At 65.7% G+C, this 16,738-nt stretch carries 7 protein-coding genes; 2 read left to right on the top strand and 5 right to left on the bottom strand.

The genetic code is table 11. From position 1 onward, the window contains the following. Positions 1-165: 165 nt before the first annotated feature. Positions 166-327, top strand: coding sequence for a hypothetical protein (locus A5779_RS33660; protein WP_110762097.1), 162 nt, complete (start codon positions 166-168; stop codon positions 325-327). Between the two features lie 24 nt (positions 328-351). Here A5779_RS33660 and A5779_RS24080 read toward each other — a convergent pair whose 3' ends face one another. From A5779_RS24080 to A5779_RS24060, 5 genes are all read right to left on the bottom strand, one after another. Continuing rightward, entirely contained in the window at positions 352-837 is a 486-nt protein-coding gene (locus tag A5779_RS24080; RefSeq protein ID WP_044514767.1) for a flavin reductase family protein, read from the bottom strand. 235 nt (positions 838-1,072) lie between these two features. Further along, positions 1,073-2,839: an AMP-binding protein gene (locus tag A5779_RS24075; RefSeq protein ID WP_082941825.1), complete on the bottom strand. Its 1,767-nt coding sequence runs from the start codon at positions 2,837-2,839 to the stop codon at positions 1,073-1,075. Positions 2,840-2,886: 47 nt separating this feature from the next. After that, the gene (pe, locus tag A5779_RS24070) at positions 2,887-4,017 is read right to left on the bottom strand and encodes an acyltransferase PE (protein WP_064886262.1); all 1,131 of its coding nucleotides are present in this window, start codon (positions 4,015-4,017) and stop codon (positions 2,887-2,889) included. A gap of 69 nt (positions 4,018-4,086) precedes the next feature. Beyond that, complete coding sequence (locus tag A5779_RS24065) at positions 4,087-7,080, bottom strand: MMPL/RND family transporter (RefSeq protein WP_064886261.1); 2,994 nt, start codon at positions 7,078-7,080, stop codon at positions 4,087-4,089. A 67-nt stretch (positions 7,081-7,147) separates the two neighbouring features. Then, the gene (locus tag A5779_RS24060; RefSeq protein ID WP_064886260.1) at positions 7,148-8,569 is read right to left on the bottom strand and encodes a condensation domain-containing protein; all 1,422 of its coding nucleotides are present in this window, start codon (positions 8,567-8,569) and stop codon (positions 7,148-7,150) included. Positions 8,570-8,817: 248 nt separating this feature from the next. Here A5779_RS24060 and A5779_RS24055 point away from each other — a divergent pair. Continuing rightward, positions 8,818-16,738 (top strand): type I polyketide synthase (locus tag A5779_RS24055; RefSeq protein ID WP_064886259.1); only part of this gene is annotated, 7,921 nt, incomplete at its 3' end.

Raw genomic sequence — 16,738 nt, 5'->3', positions numbered from 1 at the left:
CGTTTGGGGGGGGGGGGCAACAAGCTGTTCAGGCGCTAGCTTCTTCCGCCGGGGGGCCCCCCCGCCCGCCATCAAACCAAATCCCGCTATCTGCCCCCACACTCGGCGTTTGTTCGACGGCGTAGGCTCGAGAAAAGCAGCCAATCAGCGTCGAAAGGCAGCTCTATGAGCATGGGACAGACTCACAGCGTCAACGAGATCCGGACCGCGATCCGCGAACTGTCGGTCAGGGCCGACCTGGCCCGTAAAGAGGGCCGTCCGGACGATGCCGGCGAGATCGAACAGCGCATCGCCAAATACCGCGACGAACTGGCTGCACGTCCCTGAGACGGACCCAAGGCCCCCGGGTCGTCAGGCGCCGAGCTTGCGGAACGTGCTGCGGTGGAACACGATCGGCGCGACATCGGCGTTGACGGTGATGTCGCTGACCCGCAGCACCACGATGGTGTGATCGCCGGCCTCCACCAACTGCTCGATGGCGCTCTCCAGCCACACGCTGGTTCCGTGGATGAACACCGCGCCGGATTCGCGTGACTCGGTCTCCAGCCCGGCGAACCGGTCCCCGGTCTTGGCGGCGAGCGTCCGGGCCGCTTCGTCGTGGGATTCGCCCAACACACTGATCCCCAGCGAGGGGAGGTCCTTGAGCTTGGGCCAGGTGGTCGACGAGTTCTGCACGCAGAACGACACCAGCGGCGGGTCGAGCGACACCGGCACGAACGTGCTGGCCGCCAAGCCGACCAGAGTGCCCTCTACCTCGGCAGCGATCGCGATGACACCGGACGGAAAGTGGCCGAACGCCTCACGCAGGGACGTCGGGCTCAGTTCTGTTGCGCTCATAACACCTCCATCTTCACACAGCACCCCTCCACCCGGATCCGCCCGCCCGCAGCCATCATCGTCGCGTCCGGCATCGGTGGCCAGGTCCGCAATCGCAGTGATCGGAACCGCACGCGCCCCAGCAGTGAAGACGCCGGTGCATCCGTAGCACGAATCGATTTCGACCATCACGAAATCCGCAGCGGGGCAACGATGTACGCCGCCACTACGGCAATCTCGCGCCGCGGGTGCCTGCTCAGGCGTCCAGGCGCGCGAATTCGTCCTGGCGATACTGTTCCGCGCAGGCGGCGCGACGGATCTTGCCGCTGGTCGTGGTGGGTATCGACCCCGGCGGTACCAGAACGAGATCTCCGACGTTCAGGCCATGCGCGTTGGATATCGCAGAGGTGACATCGCTCTTGATCGCGGTGAGCCAATGACCTGCCTCCACCGGGGACTCGCCGCGTTTCTTGAGCTCGATGACGGTGACCAGCTTCTCGGTGCTGTTCACCGGAACCGAGATGGCCGCGACCCGGCCACCGGTGATCTGTTGGACCGTCGCCTCGATGTCCTCGGGGTAGTGGTTGCGCCCGCGAATGATCAGCAGATCCTTGATGCGACCGACGATGAAAAGCTCTCCGCCGGAGACGAAGCCCAAGTCACCGGTTTTCAGCCATGGGGCGCGGACCGTGCCATGAGACGGGTCGACCAGAGTGGCGCCGAAACACTGCTGCTCCTCCGGTGGCCTGCTCCAGTAGCCGGCCGCGACGTTGTCGCCATGCACCCAGATCTCGCCGACTGCGTCCGGCGGGCATTCCCGGTTGGTGTCGACGTCGACGATCCGCACCATCGGAGACTGCGGGAGCTTGTACTGCACCAGCGCGGTGCCGGATCTGGCCGCGCAGCGCTTGGCGCGGCCTGCCGCCAACTCGTCGACATCGAAATACACGTCGTCCGCCGACTCGGACCACGAGCCGGTGGCCACGAAGACGGTGGCCTCCGCCATCCCGTACGACGGGCGCAGCATGTGGTCGGCGAAGTTGAAGTGGGCGAACCGGTCGGCGAAGCGCTCCAAGGTGGCGGGCTCCACCCGCTCGGCGCCATTGATGATGCCCACCACCCCGCCGAGGTCGAGCCCGGCAAGGTCGGCGTCCTTCGTCTTACGCGCGGCAAGGTCGAAGGCGAAGTTGGGTGCGGCCGAGAATGCAGCAGGATTCTCGGCCAGCGCCCGGATCCAGCGGGACGGCTTCTCCAGGAACGCAACCGGGCTGGTCAACGCGGCGCGATAGCCGCTCAGGATGGGTGCACAGACACCCAGTACCAGCCCCATGTCGTGATAGAAGGGCAGCCACGACACGATCGTGGCGTTGGCCAGCGATTTGCGGTCGCTGTCGGTAAAGAAGCAGCGCATCAATTGCTCGAAATTCGCCTGCAGGTTGCGGTGCGAGATCATCACACCGGTCGGCAGGCGGGTGGAACCCGAGCTGTACTGCAGATATGCCGTTTCCGGGTAGTCGGACGTGTCGAAGCTCGGCATGTCCGACCCGTCCTGAACATCCACGTCCAGGGACTCGATCTGAAGGATCTTCGGAGCGGTGTCCAGACGTGACTGATCCACGTAATCGCCGACATCCTGCGCGACCGAGGAGGTCGTGAGGACGACCGACGGCGCGGTATCGACGAAGACCGCACTCACCCGGTCGTGATTGGAGCCGCGATGGGGCAATGGAAGCGGAACCGCGATCAACCCGGCCTGCATGGAACCGAGGAAAGCCAGGATGTACTCCAAGCCCTGCGGAGCGAGGATCACCGCCCGGTCACCGACCGATCCGCTCAGGCGGATCTGTCGTGCGACGTTCATCGTCCGGCGGGACAGCTGCGACCACGTCACAGTCTCGGCAACCCCGGCCGGGTCTGCGGTGTAATCGGTGAACGTGAAAGCCACGTCGTCCGGACGCAGGCTGGCACGTCCGTGCAGCATCGAAAGAATGGTTGATTGAGGCGAAGGCGTCGTCAGCGTCATTTCACGTCCGTACTAACTCGTCGAATTCGTCGGCTCGGGCGCCGCTGTCAATGTCCGCCGGACAACAGGGACAACGCACCGTTGGCGATCTCCGACATGGGATCGGTGCCGCCACCGAACGTCGCGTCGTTGGCCGGTGCGGTGACCTCCGCAGGGTCGAAGCCATGGACCGGATCCACGGTGATCGGCGCGGTCGCCGGGTCGTCGTTGCGCGAATAACCCGCGTCAACCCGGGGCTTCAGTATCGCGTCCAGCTGATTCAGTGTCCCCTGGTCGTACCCGAGGTACTTGAAGGGCAGCACCAGGGGCAAGTGCTCTTCGGGCACCAGGTACGTCGTCGTCGTCGCACCCTTGGAGTTGACCGTCGTCCGGATGTTCTGCGCCGGAACATTGCTGGGATTGGTGAACGCGATCGCGGTGTGACCGGTGGCAAGGCCGGCGACGGCGTTGAGGACGCTCATCCAGTTGTCGGGCCGGTCCGGCCAGTCGGCGATGCTGTCGTAGGCCGAGATGAACTGGTCGGTGTGGTACTGGCTCTCCACGGGAGCCGGCACCCGGTAATCCATGAACGGCACGACGCTGCCGACCGGAAAGTTCTGGGTCAGGAAACTCTCACCGAAGGGACTCTTGGCGATCGGGTCGCCGAAGGTCGCGAAGCTCAGTTGGTCCGGCGGCGGGGCGGTCGGATCGTTGGCCAGCCGCGCCTTCACTGCGTTGAGCACGAGCGCTCCCTCGGACAACCCCATCGCCCGTCCCTTGCCGCCCTTGCGGATGGCGGCGTCGAGGTTGCCTTCACCCTCGTCGACCGACTCGCCGATGCTGGGACCGTCGAGGCCGAGGCCCGGGTAGATCTGCTCGCCGATCGGGCCGATCCCGGGGAAGAGACGTTCCAGGGTGTGGCCCTGAACCTGCCCTGCCGGGTAGTCGACCTTCACCCGCTTCATCCCGGGGAACCACTGCTCACCCGTCATGCGGATGTACTCGTCGTAAGGGATACCGAGAACGTGAGCTCCGCCAAGGGCGTACGCGGTCCCGGGGTCTGCCGGCGCGGGGGGCGGCGTACCGCCATTCGATACGCCGGGGGCGGCAGTGTCATCGGCGGCCGCCGATCCGACGCCGAAACACCCTGTGACACCGGCAGTTACCAGCACCGTCAGTCCTGCGAGTAGCTTCTTCATCTCTGCACCTGCCCGCTTTGCTTCGTTTCGAGTTTTCCATACATCACGTATGCGCGCTTCCCGCCGTGGTCACGCGCTGGTCGCCGGTGTGCGTAGCGATTTCTGATCGCTCATTCGTGACGGCCACCAGTTGGCCTTGCCGAGGAGCGCAGCGATGGCAGGCACCGTGATGGTGCGCACCACGAAGGTGTCCAGCAAGATGCCGATTCCGATCACGAAGCCGCCCTGCACCACCATGCCGATGCTGGAGAACATCAGTCCGGCAACCGAGGCGGCGAAGATGAGGCCCGCTGCGGTGATCACCCCTCCGGTCGAACTCAGTGTGCGAATGATGCCGTACCGGATGCTGTGCGGAGACTCGTCGCGCATTCGCGACACCAGGAGCATGTTGTAGTCGGCTCCGACCGCGACCAGCACAACGAAGGCCAATGGTGGCACGCTCCAATGCAATTGCTGGCCGAGTAGCGATTGGAACACCACGACACTGATACCCAGTGCGGCCAGGTAGGAGATCACCACCGACGCGACGAGGTAGATCGGCGCGACGAGCGAACGCAGCAACAACATCAGGATCAGCATCACGACGACGAGAGTGCCGATGATGATGAACCGGATGTCCTGCTGGTAGTAATCACGCGTATCCCGCAGTCCGGCCGGGAAACCACCCATCGATATCGAGGCGTCGGCCAACGTGGTGTTGGGCTGCGCGCCCCGGGCGATGTTCTGGATCTCGTTGACCTGGTCCATGGCCTCGGGACTGAACGGGTTGAGCTTCGTCTGCACCAGATACCGCACCGACTTGCCGTCCGGCGAGACGTACGCCGCGGAGGCCTTCTTGAACTCCTCCATGTTCAGCACCTCGGGCGGGATGTTGAACCCCGCCTGTGCCGGATCCGCGGCGTCGTTGCGCATCGTCAGCAGGAACGCCGAGGCCTGGTCCAACCCGGCCGATATCACCTTGACCTGCTTGACCAGTTCGTCCACGCCACCGGCCACTTCGCGACTTCCACCGGCCAGCCGGTTGGCACCGCTCTGCAAGTCCTTCAATCCCGACTGCGGACCGCCGGGCTTGTTCATCCCCATGGCATTGGCCGCCTTGGTGACGCTGGCCAGCGCCGCGTTCAGCTTCTTGACCGTGGCGTTGAGAGTCTGTCCGCCGCCGACGCCGTTGAGCTGGTGGGCCAGATCGTTGATGTTGTCGAGGCTGCCGTCCTGGTTGGCGTCCATGAGCCGTTGCATCTGAAGGCGGCTGTCACTGCACGAGGGGTTGGCATCGCAAACCGCATTGCCGTTCAACGCCATCAGCACCGGCCCGATCCAGGCGAACACGTTCTTGACCGCGGAGAAGTTGTACCCCATGGAGTTGGACAACGCGTTGATGCTGTCGATCAGCTTGGCCGCGGTGTCGACATCCTTCACCAGCTTGTCGCCACCGTATTCCGTGCGCACGGAGGAGACCGCGTCGACCGCGCTCTGGAGACTGGGCGCGATCTGGTTGATCTGGGTGCGCACCTGGGCGAGGCTGTCGGCCAACGTATCGGCCCCGGCCGTCAGTCGGTTGAGATCACTCGAACGCTGGTCGATCTGGGTCGAACCGTCGGCCAGCCGGTCGCCGACGATGCCGGCCTGGAAGGTCGCCCGGAATTCCGCGGGTACCTCCCCCAGGGGCCGGGTGATGCCGCTGACCAGGCCGACGTCCGGTAGCTGGGCGACACGTGACGCCAGCTGCTCCAGGTCCGCCAGACCACGCGGTGAGCGCAGGTCGTGCGGTGACTGGATGAGGATGTACTCGGGAATGGACTGGGCGATGGGGAAATGGCGCTCGACCGCGGCGTATCCGATCGAACTCGGCGCGGACGCCGCCACCACTTTGCGATCGTCGTAGTTGTACCGGGCGAAGATCGCGGCGCCGGCCAGCAGGGCCAACACCACAAGGCTGGCGACGAGATGCGGAACCGGCCGGCGAACGATGCGGATGCCCGAACGCCGCCAGAACCGGGCGGTCAGCTCGCGCCGGGGTTTGACCCAGCCGCGGGGCCCGACCAGGGCCAGGATGGCAGGCAACAGGGTCATTCCCGCCAGATACGCCACGCCGATACCGATCGCGGCCGACACCCCGACCGTTTTGAACACACCCATTTTCGTGAAGCTCAGCAGCAGGAACGTCAGCCCCACGGTCGCGGCAGATGCCGAGATCACCTTCCCGATCGACATCATCGCCGCCCGGACGGCCTCGTCGAAATCGTTGTCCGACCGCAGATAGTCGTGATATCGGCTGATCAGGAAGACCGCGTAATCGGTGCCAGCACCGGCCATGATCGCACTCAGAAATACGACGGACTGGTTTGATACACCCGCGCCGGTCAGTTGCGAAAAGCCCGCCACCAGTGCCTGCGCGATCAGCAGGGACGACCCGATCGTGATCAACGGCAGCAGCATCGTGACAGCGCTGCGGTAGACCAACAACAACACGGCCAGCACCAGGATCGCGATCGCGATCTCGATCGGGAGTCGATCCTTCTCCCCCGCCACGGTCAGATCGGCAGCCGTGGCCGCCGGACCGGTGAGGTGCACGGCCAGCGGGCTGCCGGCCGTGCTGAGCCTGACGACTTCGGAAACCCGGTTGAACGAGTCCATTGCCCGCGGTGTGCCCAGCTCACCCACCAGGCCCACCGGAAGTACCCAGGTGGTCTTGTCCTTGCTGGTCAGGAACTGTCGCAGTTGCGGGGTGCCGATGAAATCCTGAACGCTCTCGACATCTGTCACATCGTCGTGCAGCGCGTCCACCAGCTTGCGGTAGGTCGCCTCGTCCGAGGAATCCAGCCCGTTCTCGTTGATCAGGGCCACCAACAACAGATCGTTGTTGCCCGATTCGTGGAACGCCTCGGTCATCTTCTTGGCAGCGACGCTCGACGGCGCATCGTTGGGCAGGATTGCCAGCGGGTGCTTCTCGGCCATCGCGCCGAGGGAGGGGAACGTTAGCGGTAGCGCGATCAGCAATGCGGCCCAGGCCCCGATCACTACCCAGGGCCACCGCACCACGAAATCGGCTAACCGTCGCATGTTGCCCCCACCTTCACCTCGAAGGCGGCGCAAAGCGGAAAATCCATGACCATTTGTTTGCTCTCCGCTACGCGACCCGGCCCCAGTGCCCGCTGTCAGCAACGCGTGACGACACCGACTTCATCGCCTCCAGGTAGCGGGTGACCGACTTCTCGGCGACCGGGTTGTCGGGGTGCATGATCGCCATGACCGTGCCCTCCCCGTACCGGAAGATGTAGATCGTCAACTGGTAGGAGAACCGGTTGTCCGGATACATTCCGATGTTGTTCGCCAACCCCATGTCGCCCGCCGCGAGGATGGCGTTGAGCGGCGCCGCTCCACCGTGCAGAAAGTTCGATACCGGGAAGTTCGGTTGTGGCCAGTTCAACCACGGCGCCAACTCCAACACGCGGTAATACGGAACTCTCGCCATGTCCAGGCCGGAATCGAAAGACTGCTGTGCCGCCCAGGCAGCGTCACTGAAAGAGGTGGCCGCAACCGGGACGGTGATCGGAATCAGACCGGTGAACCAGCCCTGTGTCATGAAATTGTCGCCGGCTGTACGCGAATCCCTCGGCGTGAGGCCGTAATACGTAAGCGCACCGGTGAACTCATGTTCCACCAGGCCCAGGCATGCGAACAGGCCACCGACGAAACGGGCGCCGGCCGCCGAGCAGGCCGCGTCGAAGCGTTCCGTCTGTGCCGGGCTCAACAGGACTTCCGAGGACCAGGCGCTGCTGGTCGATTCGTTCGGATTCCCCAGCGGCAGCGGGAATTCCGGAAATCCATCCTGGTTGTTCTCAGCGAAGTCGATCCAGGCGCGCACTCCAGGTGATTCCAAGGTCAGCGTGGACGTGTACTCACGCTCGCGGACACAGAAGTCATCGAAGCTGCCGGCGTCAGGAAGTGTGAGGGCCTGACCACTGCCGCTCATCGCCGAATACATTCCGTTGGCTTCCATCATTGTGGTGCCGATCAAGGTCGCGTCGCCATGAACGTGATCCATGGCAGCGAAGAAAGTGAAGTGACCGTCGTTCTGGATGATGCCGAACGTAAAGCAGCCCCATTCCAGGGGATTCGGTATGCCCACGACGTGGGCGTGAATTTCTTGGACCGTCAAGTTGCCCTGGTCGACCGGCACGAATTCGATATCATCCGGGTTTTCGATTGCATGCCTGACGAATTGGCCGTCGTCGCCTTCTTTGAACCAACTCCGGAATGTGTCGTGCCTGCGCAGGTAGGTATTCACGGCGTGGTCCATCGCCGAGATATCACATTGCCCAGCAACCTCACAGCTAGCGATGATCTGCCGTGAAAAATTCAAACCCGCAGCTTTACGCTGGGTGTAATTACGCAGATGTTGGCCTTGCATGTAGCTAACCGGCACCGAGCTCACCGGTGCGTTTCTTGCGGTTTCCTGAGCTGCAGGCGTCGGATGCCACGAGGTCACCGAGCCAGGACTCAGCGACCATTCATCAAGTGCGCCAACAGTTATCTTACCGATCCGCAAAGCTCAGGCCCTCCCAGTAGTGCTCAATGCTCGGCCGCTCTCCGGACCGGCAGGACCCCCCGGGGCATCAACATACCCGTCGTTCCGCCGTGACGGTTGAGGGAGCTTGACGAGGGAAGTTTGACCGGGCAAGGGGAGTAGCGCGCGCCACAGGTTCGCATGCAATAGTGGTTCGGGTTGATCTTCAAGCGCTTTCGGGGGGTGCGCGGAGGTGTAGTTTTGCACGCCGATGCGAGGAGGACAACGGGATGAAATCCGTTGAACGTCCAGATGAACAGACCGCACGCTTTGCCATCGTCGGCTACGCTGCGCGCTTTCCAGGAGCCCCGGACGCCGATGGCTTCTGGGACCTGCTGAGAGCCGGTCGCGAAGCCATCTCAGAGGTACCCGAAGACCGCTGGGACGTCGAGGAATTCTTCGATCCAGAGCCCGGCACACCAGGCAAGGTGGTGACCCGCCGCGCCGGTTTCGTCGATGACGTAACCGGATTCGACGCCCCGTTCTTCGGTATGTCAACACGCGAGGTCAGGCTGATGGATCCGCAGCATCGGATCCTGTTGGAAACAGCCTGGCGCGCGGTGGAACACTCGGGTACCGCGCCAACGGCATTGGCTGACACCAACACTGGCGTGTTCGTCGGACTGGCCACCCACGACTACCTCGGAATGGCCTCTGACGAGCTGACTTACCCCGAGATCGAGGCCTACATGGCCATCGGTACTTCGAATGCCGCGGCGGCCGGCCGGATCAGCTATCGATTAGGCCTGCAGGGCCCCTCGGTCGCGGTCGATACCGCGTGCAGTTCGTCGCTGGTGGCGATCCATCAAGCGTGCCAAGCACTTCGCTTAGGAGAGTGCGATCTGGCGCTGGCCGGCGGGGCGAACGTCCTGCTCACACCCGCCACCATGATCACCTTCTCGAGCGCGCATATGCTGGCACCCGACGGTCGCTGCAAGACGTTCGACGCGGCCGCGGACGGCTATGTCCGCGGCGAAGGCTGCGGCGTCATCGTCATCAAGCGCCTCGAAGACGCCATCCGCGACGGTGACCACATCCGGGCCGTGATCCGCGGCAGCGCGATCAACCAGGACGGCGCATCGGGCGGTTTGACGGTGCCCAACGGCGTCGCTCAGCAGCGTGTCATCGCCGATGCCCTACAGCGCGCCGGCCTCGAACCCAAGGACGTCGGCTACCTCGAAGCGCACGGCACCGGAACCTCGCTCGGTGACCCGATCGAAGCCCAGGCCGCAGGTGCGGTGCTCGGTGCCGGACGCGAACCCGACCGGCCGTTGTTGATGGGCTCGGCGAAGACCAACATCGGGCACCTGGAAGCCGCCGCAGGCATCGCGGGCGTCATCAAGGTGGTTCTGTCGCTCGAGAACGAGCTGCTGCCCCAGCACCTGCACTTTCAGAACCCGTCGCCGCACATCCCGTGGGACCGGCTCGCGGTGGAAGTCGTCAAGGAGGCCACCCCGTGGGAACGCAACGGCGCGCCACGCATCGCCGGTGTCAGTTCGTTCGGGTTCGCCGGAACCAACGCGCACGTCATCCTGGAGGAAGCGCCCGAACCGGCGGCGCCGCAGTTGGACGTCGCCGGACACGCTGAGCGATTCGGCATCCTCCCGCTCTCGGCGCACACGCCTGCCGCACTGGTGCAGGTCGCGGAGCAATATCGCGATTGGATGAGCGCCCACCCCGAGGCCACCCTTGCCGACGTGTGCTTCACCGCCGGGGTCGGCCGGGCACACCTTGAGCACCGCGCCGCGCTGGTGGTCGACTCGAGGGAATCCGCCATCGAACTGCTCGGCGCCCTCGCCGACGACCGTCCGGCACCGGGACTGATCCGGGGTGAATCCCACGACAAGCCCAAGACCGCGTGGCTGTTCACCGGCCAGGGCAGCCAATACGCCGGGATGGCCCGCGAGCTGTTCGACTCCGAGCCGGTGTTCGCCGAGACGGTGAACCGCTGCGCGGCGGCCGTCGCCGACCAGCTCGACCAGCCTCTGCTGGACGTGATCTTCGACCTGGATGGCGAGCAGACGCTGCGCCAGACCTCCTACGCGCAGCCCGCCCTGTTCGCCATCGAGATGGGTCTGGCCCGGCTCTGGCAGTCGTGGGGCTTCGAGCCCGACGTGGTGCTGGGCCACAGCGTCGGCCAGTACTCGGCGGCGTGCGTCGCGGGCGTGTTCAGTCTGGAGGACGGCGCCCAGTTGATGGCCGAACGAGGACGCCTCTTCGGCAGCCTGCCGGCCGGTGGCCGCATGGTCGCAGTGTTCACCTCCGCAGAGCGGGTGGAGAACCTGACCGACGAGTTCCCCGCCCTGTCGGTTGCCGCCTACAACGGCACCAACACCGTGCTGTCAGGACCTGCGGAGGACCTGGAGCGGGCCGTCGCCGGACTTACCGCCGACGGTGTGCGGTGCGACTGGCTCGAAACCAGCCATGCGTTCCACTCGTCGCTGTTGGATCCGATCCTCGACGAATTCGAGTCGTACGCAAACCGTTTCACTTTCAAGGCACCGCAACGAATTCTGATCGACAACCGCACCGGCGCCGCGTTGGGCCGGAGCGTGAAGCTCGACGGCGCCTACTGGCGTCGGCACGCCCGCCAACCGGTGGAGTTCGCCAAGAGCGTGCGCACCCTGGCCGACATGAACTGCAAGTTGCTGGTCGAGATCGGGCCGCGGCCGGTGCTCACCGCGACGGCACTGGGTGCGTGGCCCGACCCGGCCGGCGCCCCGCGGGTGATCGCGTCGCTGCGCCGCAACACCGCCGACCAGCGGCAGATCACCGAAGCCGTCGCCGACGCGTACGTCCTGGGCCACCTGCCCGAGTTCGCCGCGTTCCGGCAGCCGCAGGCACGGAAGCTCGATCTGCCCACCTACCCGTTCGAGCATCGCCAGTACTGGTACCGGGACAATCGGGAACAACCCAACCAGCAGCAGCACGTCGCCGGTCCGCGCACGCAGGCCGTTCGACTTCTCGAAGACGGCCGTCTCGAGGAGCTCGCGACCCTGCTCGGCGGCACGGACGGCGACGGTCAGACCCTGGACGTGCTGACCAAGCTTGCAGCGCAACACAACCGCCAGCGGTCGACTCAGTCCATCGCCGACGACCGCTACGAGTTCCGCTGGGAGAAAGCGGTCACTCCGCTGTCGGGCGCCGACTCCGCAGAGACGTCCACATGGCTGCTCGTCGGTGAACAGTCCCCGGCGGTCCAGCCATTGGTCGACGCGCTGACCTCCCGCGGGCAGCAGTACCGGTTCCTCGGGCTGCCGACGTCGGATGCCGAGACCGCTCAACTCGCCGAGGCGTTGCGCGCCGCGGCCGCCGACGGTTCGACACTGCGCATCCTTCACGTGGCAGCGCTGGACGGGGAACCGGAAGCCAAGGCCGTGCCCTCGATGCGGTCACTGCTTCGGATGCAACACCACGTCCTGGCCGGAACGCGGCGTCTCTTCCGCGCCGCGGCCGAGGCCGGTCTGAAGGCTCCGATCTGGTTGGTCACCCGCGGCGCACAGCACGTCGCCGATGCGGACACCGTGGCTCCCGAACAGACCGCCCTGTGGGGATTCGGTCGCGCGGCAGCACTGGAGCTCCCGCAGTTGTGGGGCGGACTGGCTGATCTGTCCGAGGGCAGTGCCGGTGAATGGACCACACTGCTCAACCGGATCGCGATATCGACCGACCCGAACCGGCGGGAAGACCAGATCGCGGTACGCGACCAAGCGGTTTATGTCCCCCGGCTGGTCCGCCGAGAGGACCTGCCGAGCGGTACACCGCTGGAACTACGCAGCGACGCTGCGTATCTGGTGACCGGCGGCCTGGGGTCGATCGGTCTGGAGATCGCCGGATACCTGGCCGCCCACGGCGCCAAGCACCTGGTGCTGACCAGCCGTCGCGCACCCGGCGAAGCCGCCGAGCAACGCATCACCAAACTCGGCGAGCAGCACGGCTGTGACATCCGCGCCGTGACCGCCGACGTCGCCGATGCGCACGACGTCGCACGCCTGTTGAAGACGATCGCCGCCGAGATGCCACCGCTGGCGGGCATCGTGCATGCTGCCGGTGAACTCGGAACCACTCCGCTGGGCGAACTGGACGACGCCGAGGTGGATCGCGTCTTCGCCGGAAAGGTCTGGGGTGCCTGGCATTTGAGCGAAGCCGCGGCAGACGCGAAGCTCGACTTCTTCATCAGCACCTCGTCGATCGCCTCGGTGTGGGGCGGATACGGTCAGACCGCCTATGGCGCGGCGAACGCGTTCCTCGACGGCCTGGCCTGGCGACTTCGCGAACAGAACATCCCCGGCACCAGCGTCAACTTCGGTCCGTGGGCCGCAGGCATGGCCGACGCAGAGTCTCGTGCCCGGCTGGATCAGCGTGGTGTCCGGACACTGCCACCCGCTGATGCACTGGCCGGACTGGCCGATGCCGTCGCGCTCGCCTCCGCTGGAGGCCCGACACAAGGAGTCGTGGCCCGCATCGACTGGTCCCGGTTCCTGCCGCTGTACCAGCAGGCGGGCCGGCGCGCATTCCTGGCAGAGCTGGAACGCGAAGTACCGGCGCAACTTACCAACGCGGCGCCCACCACCGCCTCCGGCAAGACACAGCTGGTCGAACGCCTGACCAATGCTCCGGTGCAGCAGCGCAAGAAGCTGCTGACCGATCACCTGCGCGACGCCGTCGCAGAGGTGACCCGGGTGGACTCCTCGGAGATTCGCGAGGACGCAGGGTTCTTCGACCTCGGCATGGATTCGCTGATGGCCGTCGAATTGCGCCGCCGCATCGAGCAGGGAGTGGGTGCGGAGATCCCCATCACGCTGGTGATGGATCACCCCCGGATCTCCGACGTGGCCGAGTATCTGCTCGGCGATGTACTCGGACTCAACGAGCAGGCCAAGCCGGCGTCGCAACCGGCAGCGGTGACCGCGCGGACAGATGAACCCATCGCGATCGTCGCCGTGTCGTGCCGCTTCCCCGGCGCGCCCGACCCGGAAGCGTTCTGGGAATTGCTGTCCGGCGGCGTCGACGCCATCCGGGAAGTTCCCGAAGACCGATTCGACATCGACGAGTTCTACGATCCGGATCCCGAGACAGCGGGCAAGACCTACACGCGTTTCGGCGGATTCCTCGAGGGGATCGACGGATTCGACCCCGAGTTCTTCGGTATCTCCCCGCGCGAGGCCGTGTGGATCGAGCCGCAGCAGCGGCTGATGCTCGAAACGGTCTGGGAAGGCCTCGAACGGGCCGGGTACGCACCGGCCACGTTGCGCGGCAGTCGGACCGGCATCTTCGCCGGTGTGGCCGCCAACGAGTACGCGCATCTGCTGTCGTCGGAGTCGATCGACAAGATCGAGCCGTACTTCATCACCGGTAACGCCCTCAACGCCATCTCCGGCCGGGTTGCCTTCGCGCTCGGATTCGAAGGCCCGGCAATGGCAGTCGACACCGCCTGCAGCTCGGCCCTGGTGGCGATTCACCAGGCCTGCCAGGCACTGCACTCCGGCGATTGCGACCTGGCGTTGGCCGGTGGCGTGAACGTCCTGCTGTCTCCGGTGACGGTGGTCGCCGCATCTCGGGCACGCATGCTCTCCCCCGTCGGGCGGTGCAAGACCTTCGACGCCTCGGCGGACGGCTACGTACGCAGTGAGGGCTGTGGGATTCTCGTGCTCAAGCGGCTGAGCGATGCAGAGCGCGACGGCGACCGGATCTGCGCGGTCATCCCCAGCAGCGCGGTCAACCAGGACGGCGCGTCCAGCGGTTTGACCGTGCCCAATGGCGGTGCGCAGCAACGCCTCATCGGAACGGCGCTGGCCCGCGCCGGGTGGACCGGCGGCGACGTCGACTACCTCGAGGCGCACGGGACAGGCACGCCGCTCGGCGATCCGATCGAGGTCCAGGCGGCTGCCGCCGCCTACGGCAGCGCGCGCGATGCCGACCGGCCGCTACTGATGGGTTCGGTCAAGACCAACATCGGCCATACCGAATCTGCCTCGGGCGCAGCAGGTCTGATCAAGGTCGTGTTGTCGTTGCAGCACGAAGTCCTGCCGCAGAGCCTGCACTTCGACAACCCGTCGCCGCACATTCCGTGGGATTCGCTGCCGGTGCAGGTCGTCGACAAGGCGACCCCCTGGCAGACCAACGGCCGGCCCCGCCGCGCCGGTGTGAGCTCGTTCGGGTTCACCGGCACCAACGCGCACGTGCTGATCGAGGAGGCGCCGGCGCGACCCGCCGCCGCCCCCGATGACCAGCCCGCTGACGAGGTGTCGGCGGAGACACAGGCTCCTGCCGAGCAGGTGAGCGTGCTGGCATTGTCCGCGCGGTCACCCGAAGCTCTCGTGGCACTGGCACAGCGGTACGAGACGTGGCTGAGCGCCCACCCGGACGCCGATCTGGCTGGTGTGTGCCTGACCGCCGGAACCGGACGGTCGCACTTCGAGCATCGGGCCGCGCTGGTCGTGGACTCGATCGAGGAAGCACGCCTGGCTCTGGCCGACCTGGCCGAGAACCGGACCCGGCCCGGTGTGGTGCGCGGTGAGCACACGAACCACCCGACCACCGCATGGCTGTTCACCGGACAGGGCAGCCAGTACCCGGGCATGGCGCGTGAGTTGTTCGACACGGAGCCGGTTTTCGCCGAGACCGTGACGCGGTGCGCCGACGCGGTCAAGGGCATGCTGCCGCTTCCGCTCCTGGACGTGATGTTCGCCCAGGATGCCGAGGCCGGACAGACGCTGCGACACACGTCGTATGCGCAACCGGCGCTCTTCGCCGTCGAGATGGGCCTGGCGCGGCTGTGGCAGTCATGGGGCATCGCACCTGACGTCGTACTGGGCCACAGCGTCGGCCAGTACGCCGCGGCATGCGTCGCCGGCGTCTTCAGCCTGGAGGACGGTGCCCGGCTGATGGCCGAGCGCGGCCGGTTGTTCGGCAGCCTGCCCGAAGGCGGTCGCATGGTGGCGGTGTTCGCCGACCCCAAGCACGTCGAGGAGATCGCAAGCAAGTTCCCGCGGGTGTCGGTCGGCGCCTACAACGGACCCAACACCGTGCTCTCCGGCCCGGGCGACGATCTCGAGGAGATCGTCAACCAGTTCGGGAACGAGGGGACGCGCTGCACCTGGCTGCAGACCAGCCACGCATTCCACTCGGAACTGCTGGACCCGGTGCTCGACGAATTCGAGGCGTACGCGGCGCAGGTGCAGTTCGCAGCGCCGACACTCCCCCTGGTCTGCAACCGCACCGGAGCAATCCTGACGGCCCAGACCCCACTCGATGCTCAGTACTGGCGCCGCCATTCACGTCAGCCGGTGCAGTTCTCCGAAAGCGTGCGGACCGTCGCGGCGCTGGGCTGCTCGGTCCTGATGGAGATCGGTCCGCAACCGGTGCTCACCAGCGCAGCGGTTCAGGTATGGCCGGAACACCTGGCCGCACCGCGGGCAATCGTCTCGCTGCGCAAGGGCATCAGCGATCGGCGTCAGATCGCCGACGCGCTGGCAGCGGCCTACGTCGGTGGGCACCGACCCGACTTCGCTGCAGTGCAGCGGCAGCCCGGTCACAAGGTCGAGTTGCCGACATATCCGTTCCAGCACCGCCGCTTCTGGCCCAAGACCTCGGCGATCACGAGCTCCGGCTTCGACGGCAGCGCAGGGACTGGAATCCTCGGCGCGGCCAAGGACCTGGCTTCCGGGGACTCCATCTACACGAGCCGGATCTCGGTCAAGACGCAGCCGTGGCTTTCCGACCACGTCATCTACGGCACCGTCGTCGTCCCCGGCGCGACGTACGCCGCGATGGCGCTGGCCGCGGTCGAAACCCCGGCCCACGCCAAGGACGTCTTCTTTTTCGAGCCGATCATCCTGCCCGAGAAGAGCTCTCGCGAAGTGCAGTTGACATTGCACCCGTTGGAGACAGGCGGAGAGTGGAAGTTCCAGGTTCACAGCCGTCCCTACGGAGAACGCGACGTCGACTGGTCGCTGAACGCCGAAGGCACAGTGGTAAGCGGTCTCGCCGACTCGTCCGAGGAGCCGACCGCCGAAACCGATCCGGTCGACGAGGCCATCGAACGGCTGGAACGCATGCGTCCGCAAGAGCTGTTCGAGACCTTCGCCGACCTGGAATTGGCCTGGGGCCCAAACTGGTCCGGTTCCCTGAAGTCCTTGTGGCTCGGTG

The sequence above is a fragment of the Mycolicibacterium peregrinum genome (genome assembly GCF_001665625.1).
Taxonomy (GTDB): Bacteria; Actinomycetota; Actinomycetes; order Mycobacteriales; family Mycobacteriaceae; genus Mycobacterium; species Mycobacterium peregrinum_B.
The sequence above is the reverse complement of the archived record's forward strand: the minus strand, read 5'-3'. Positions and strand labels throughout refer to the sequence as shown.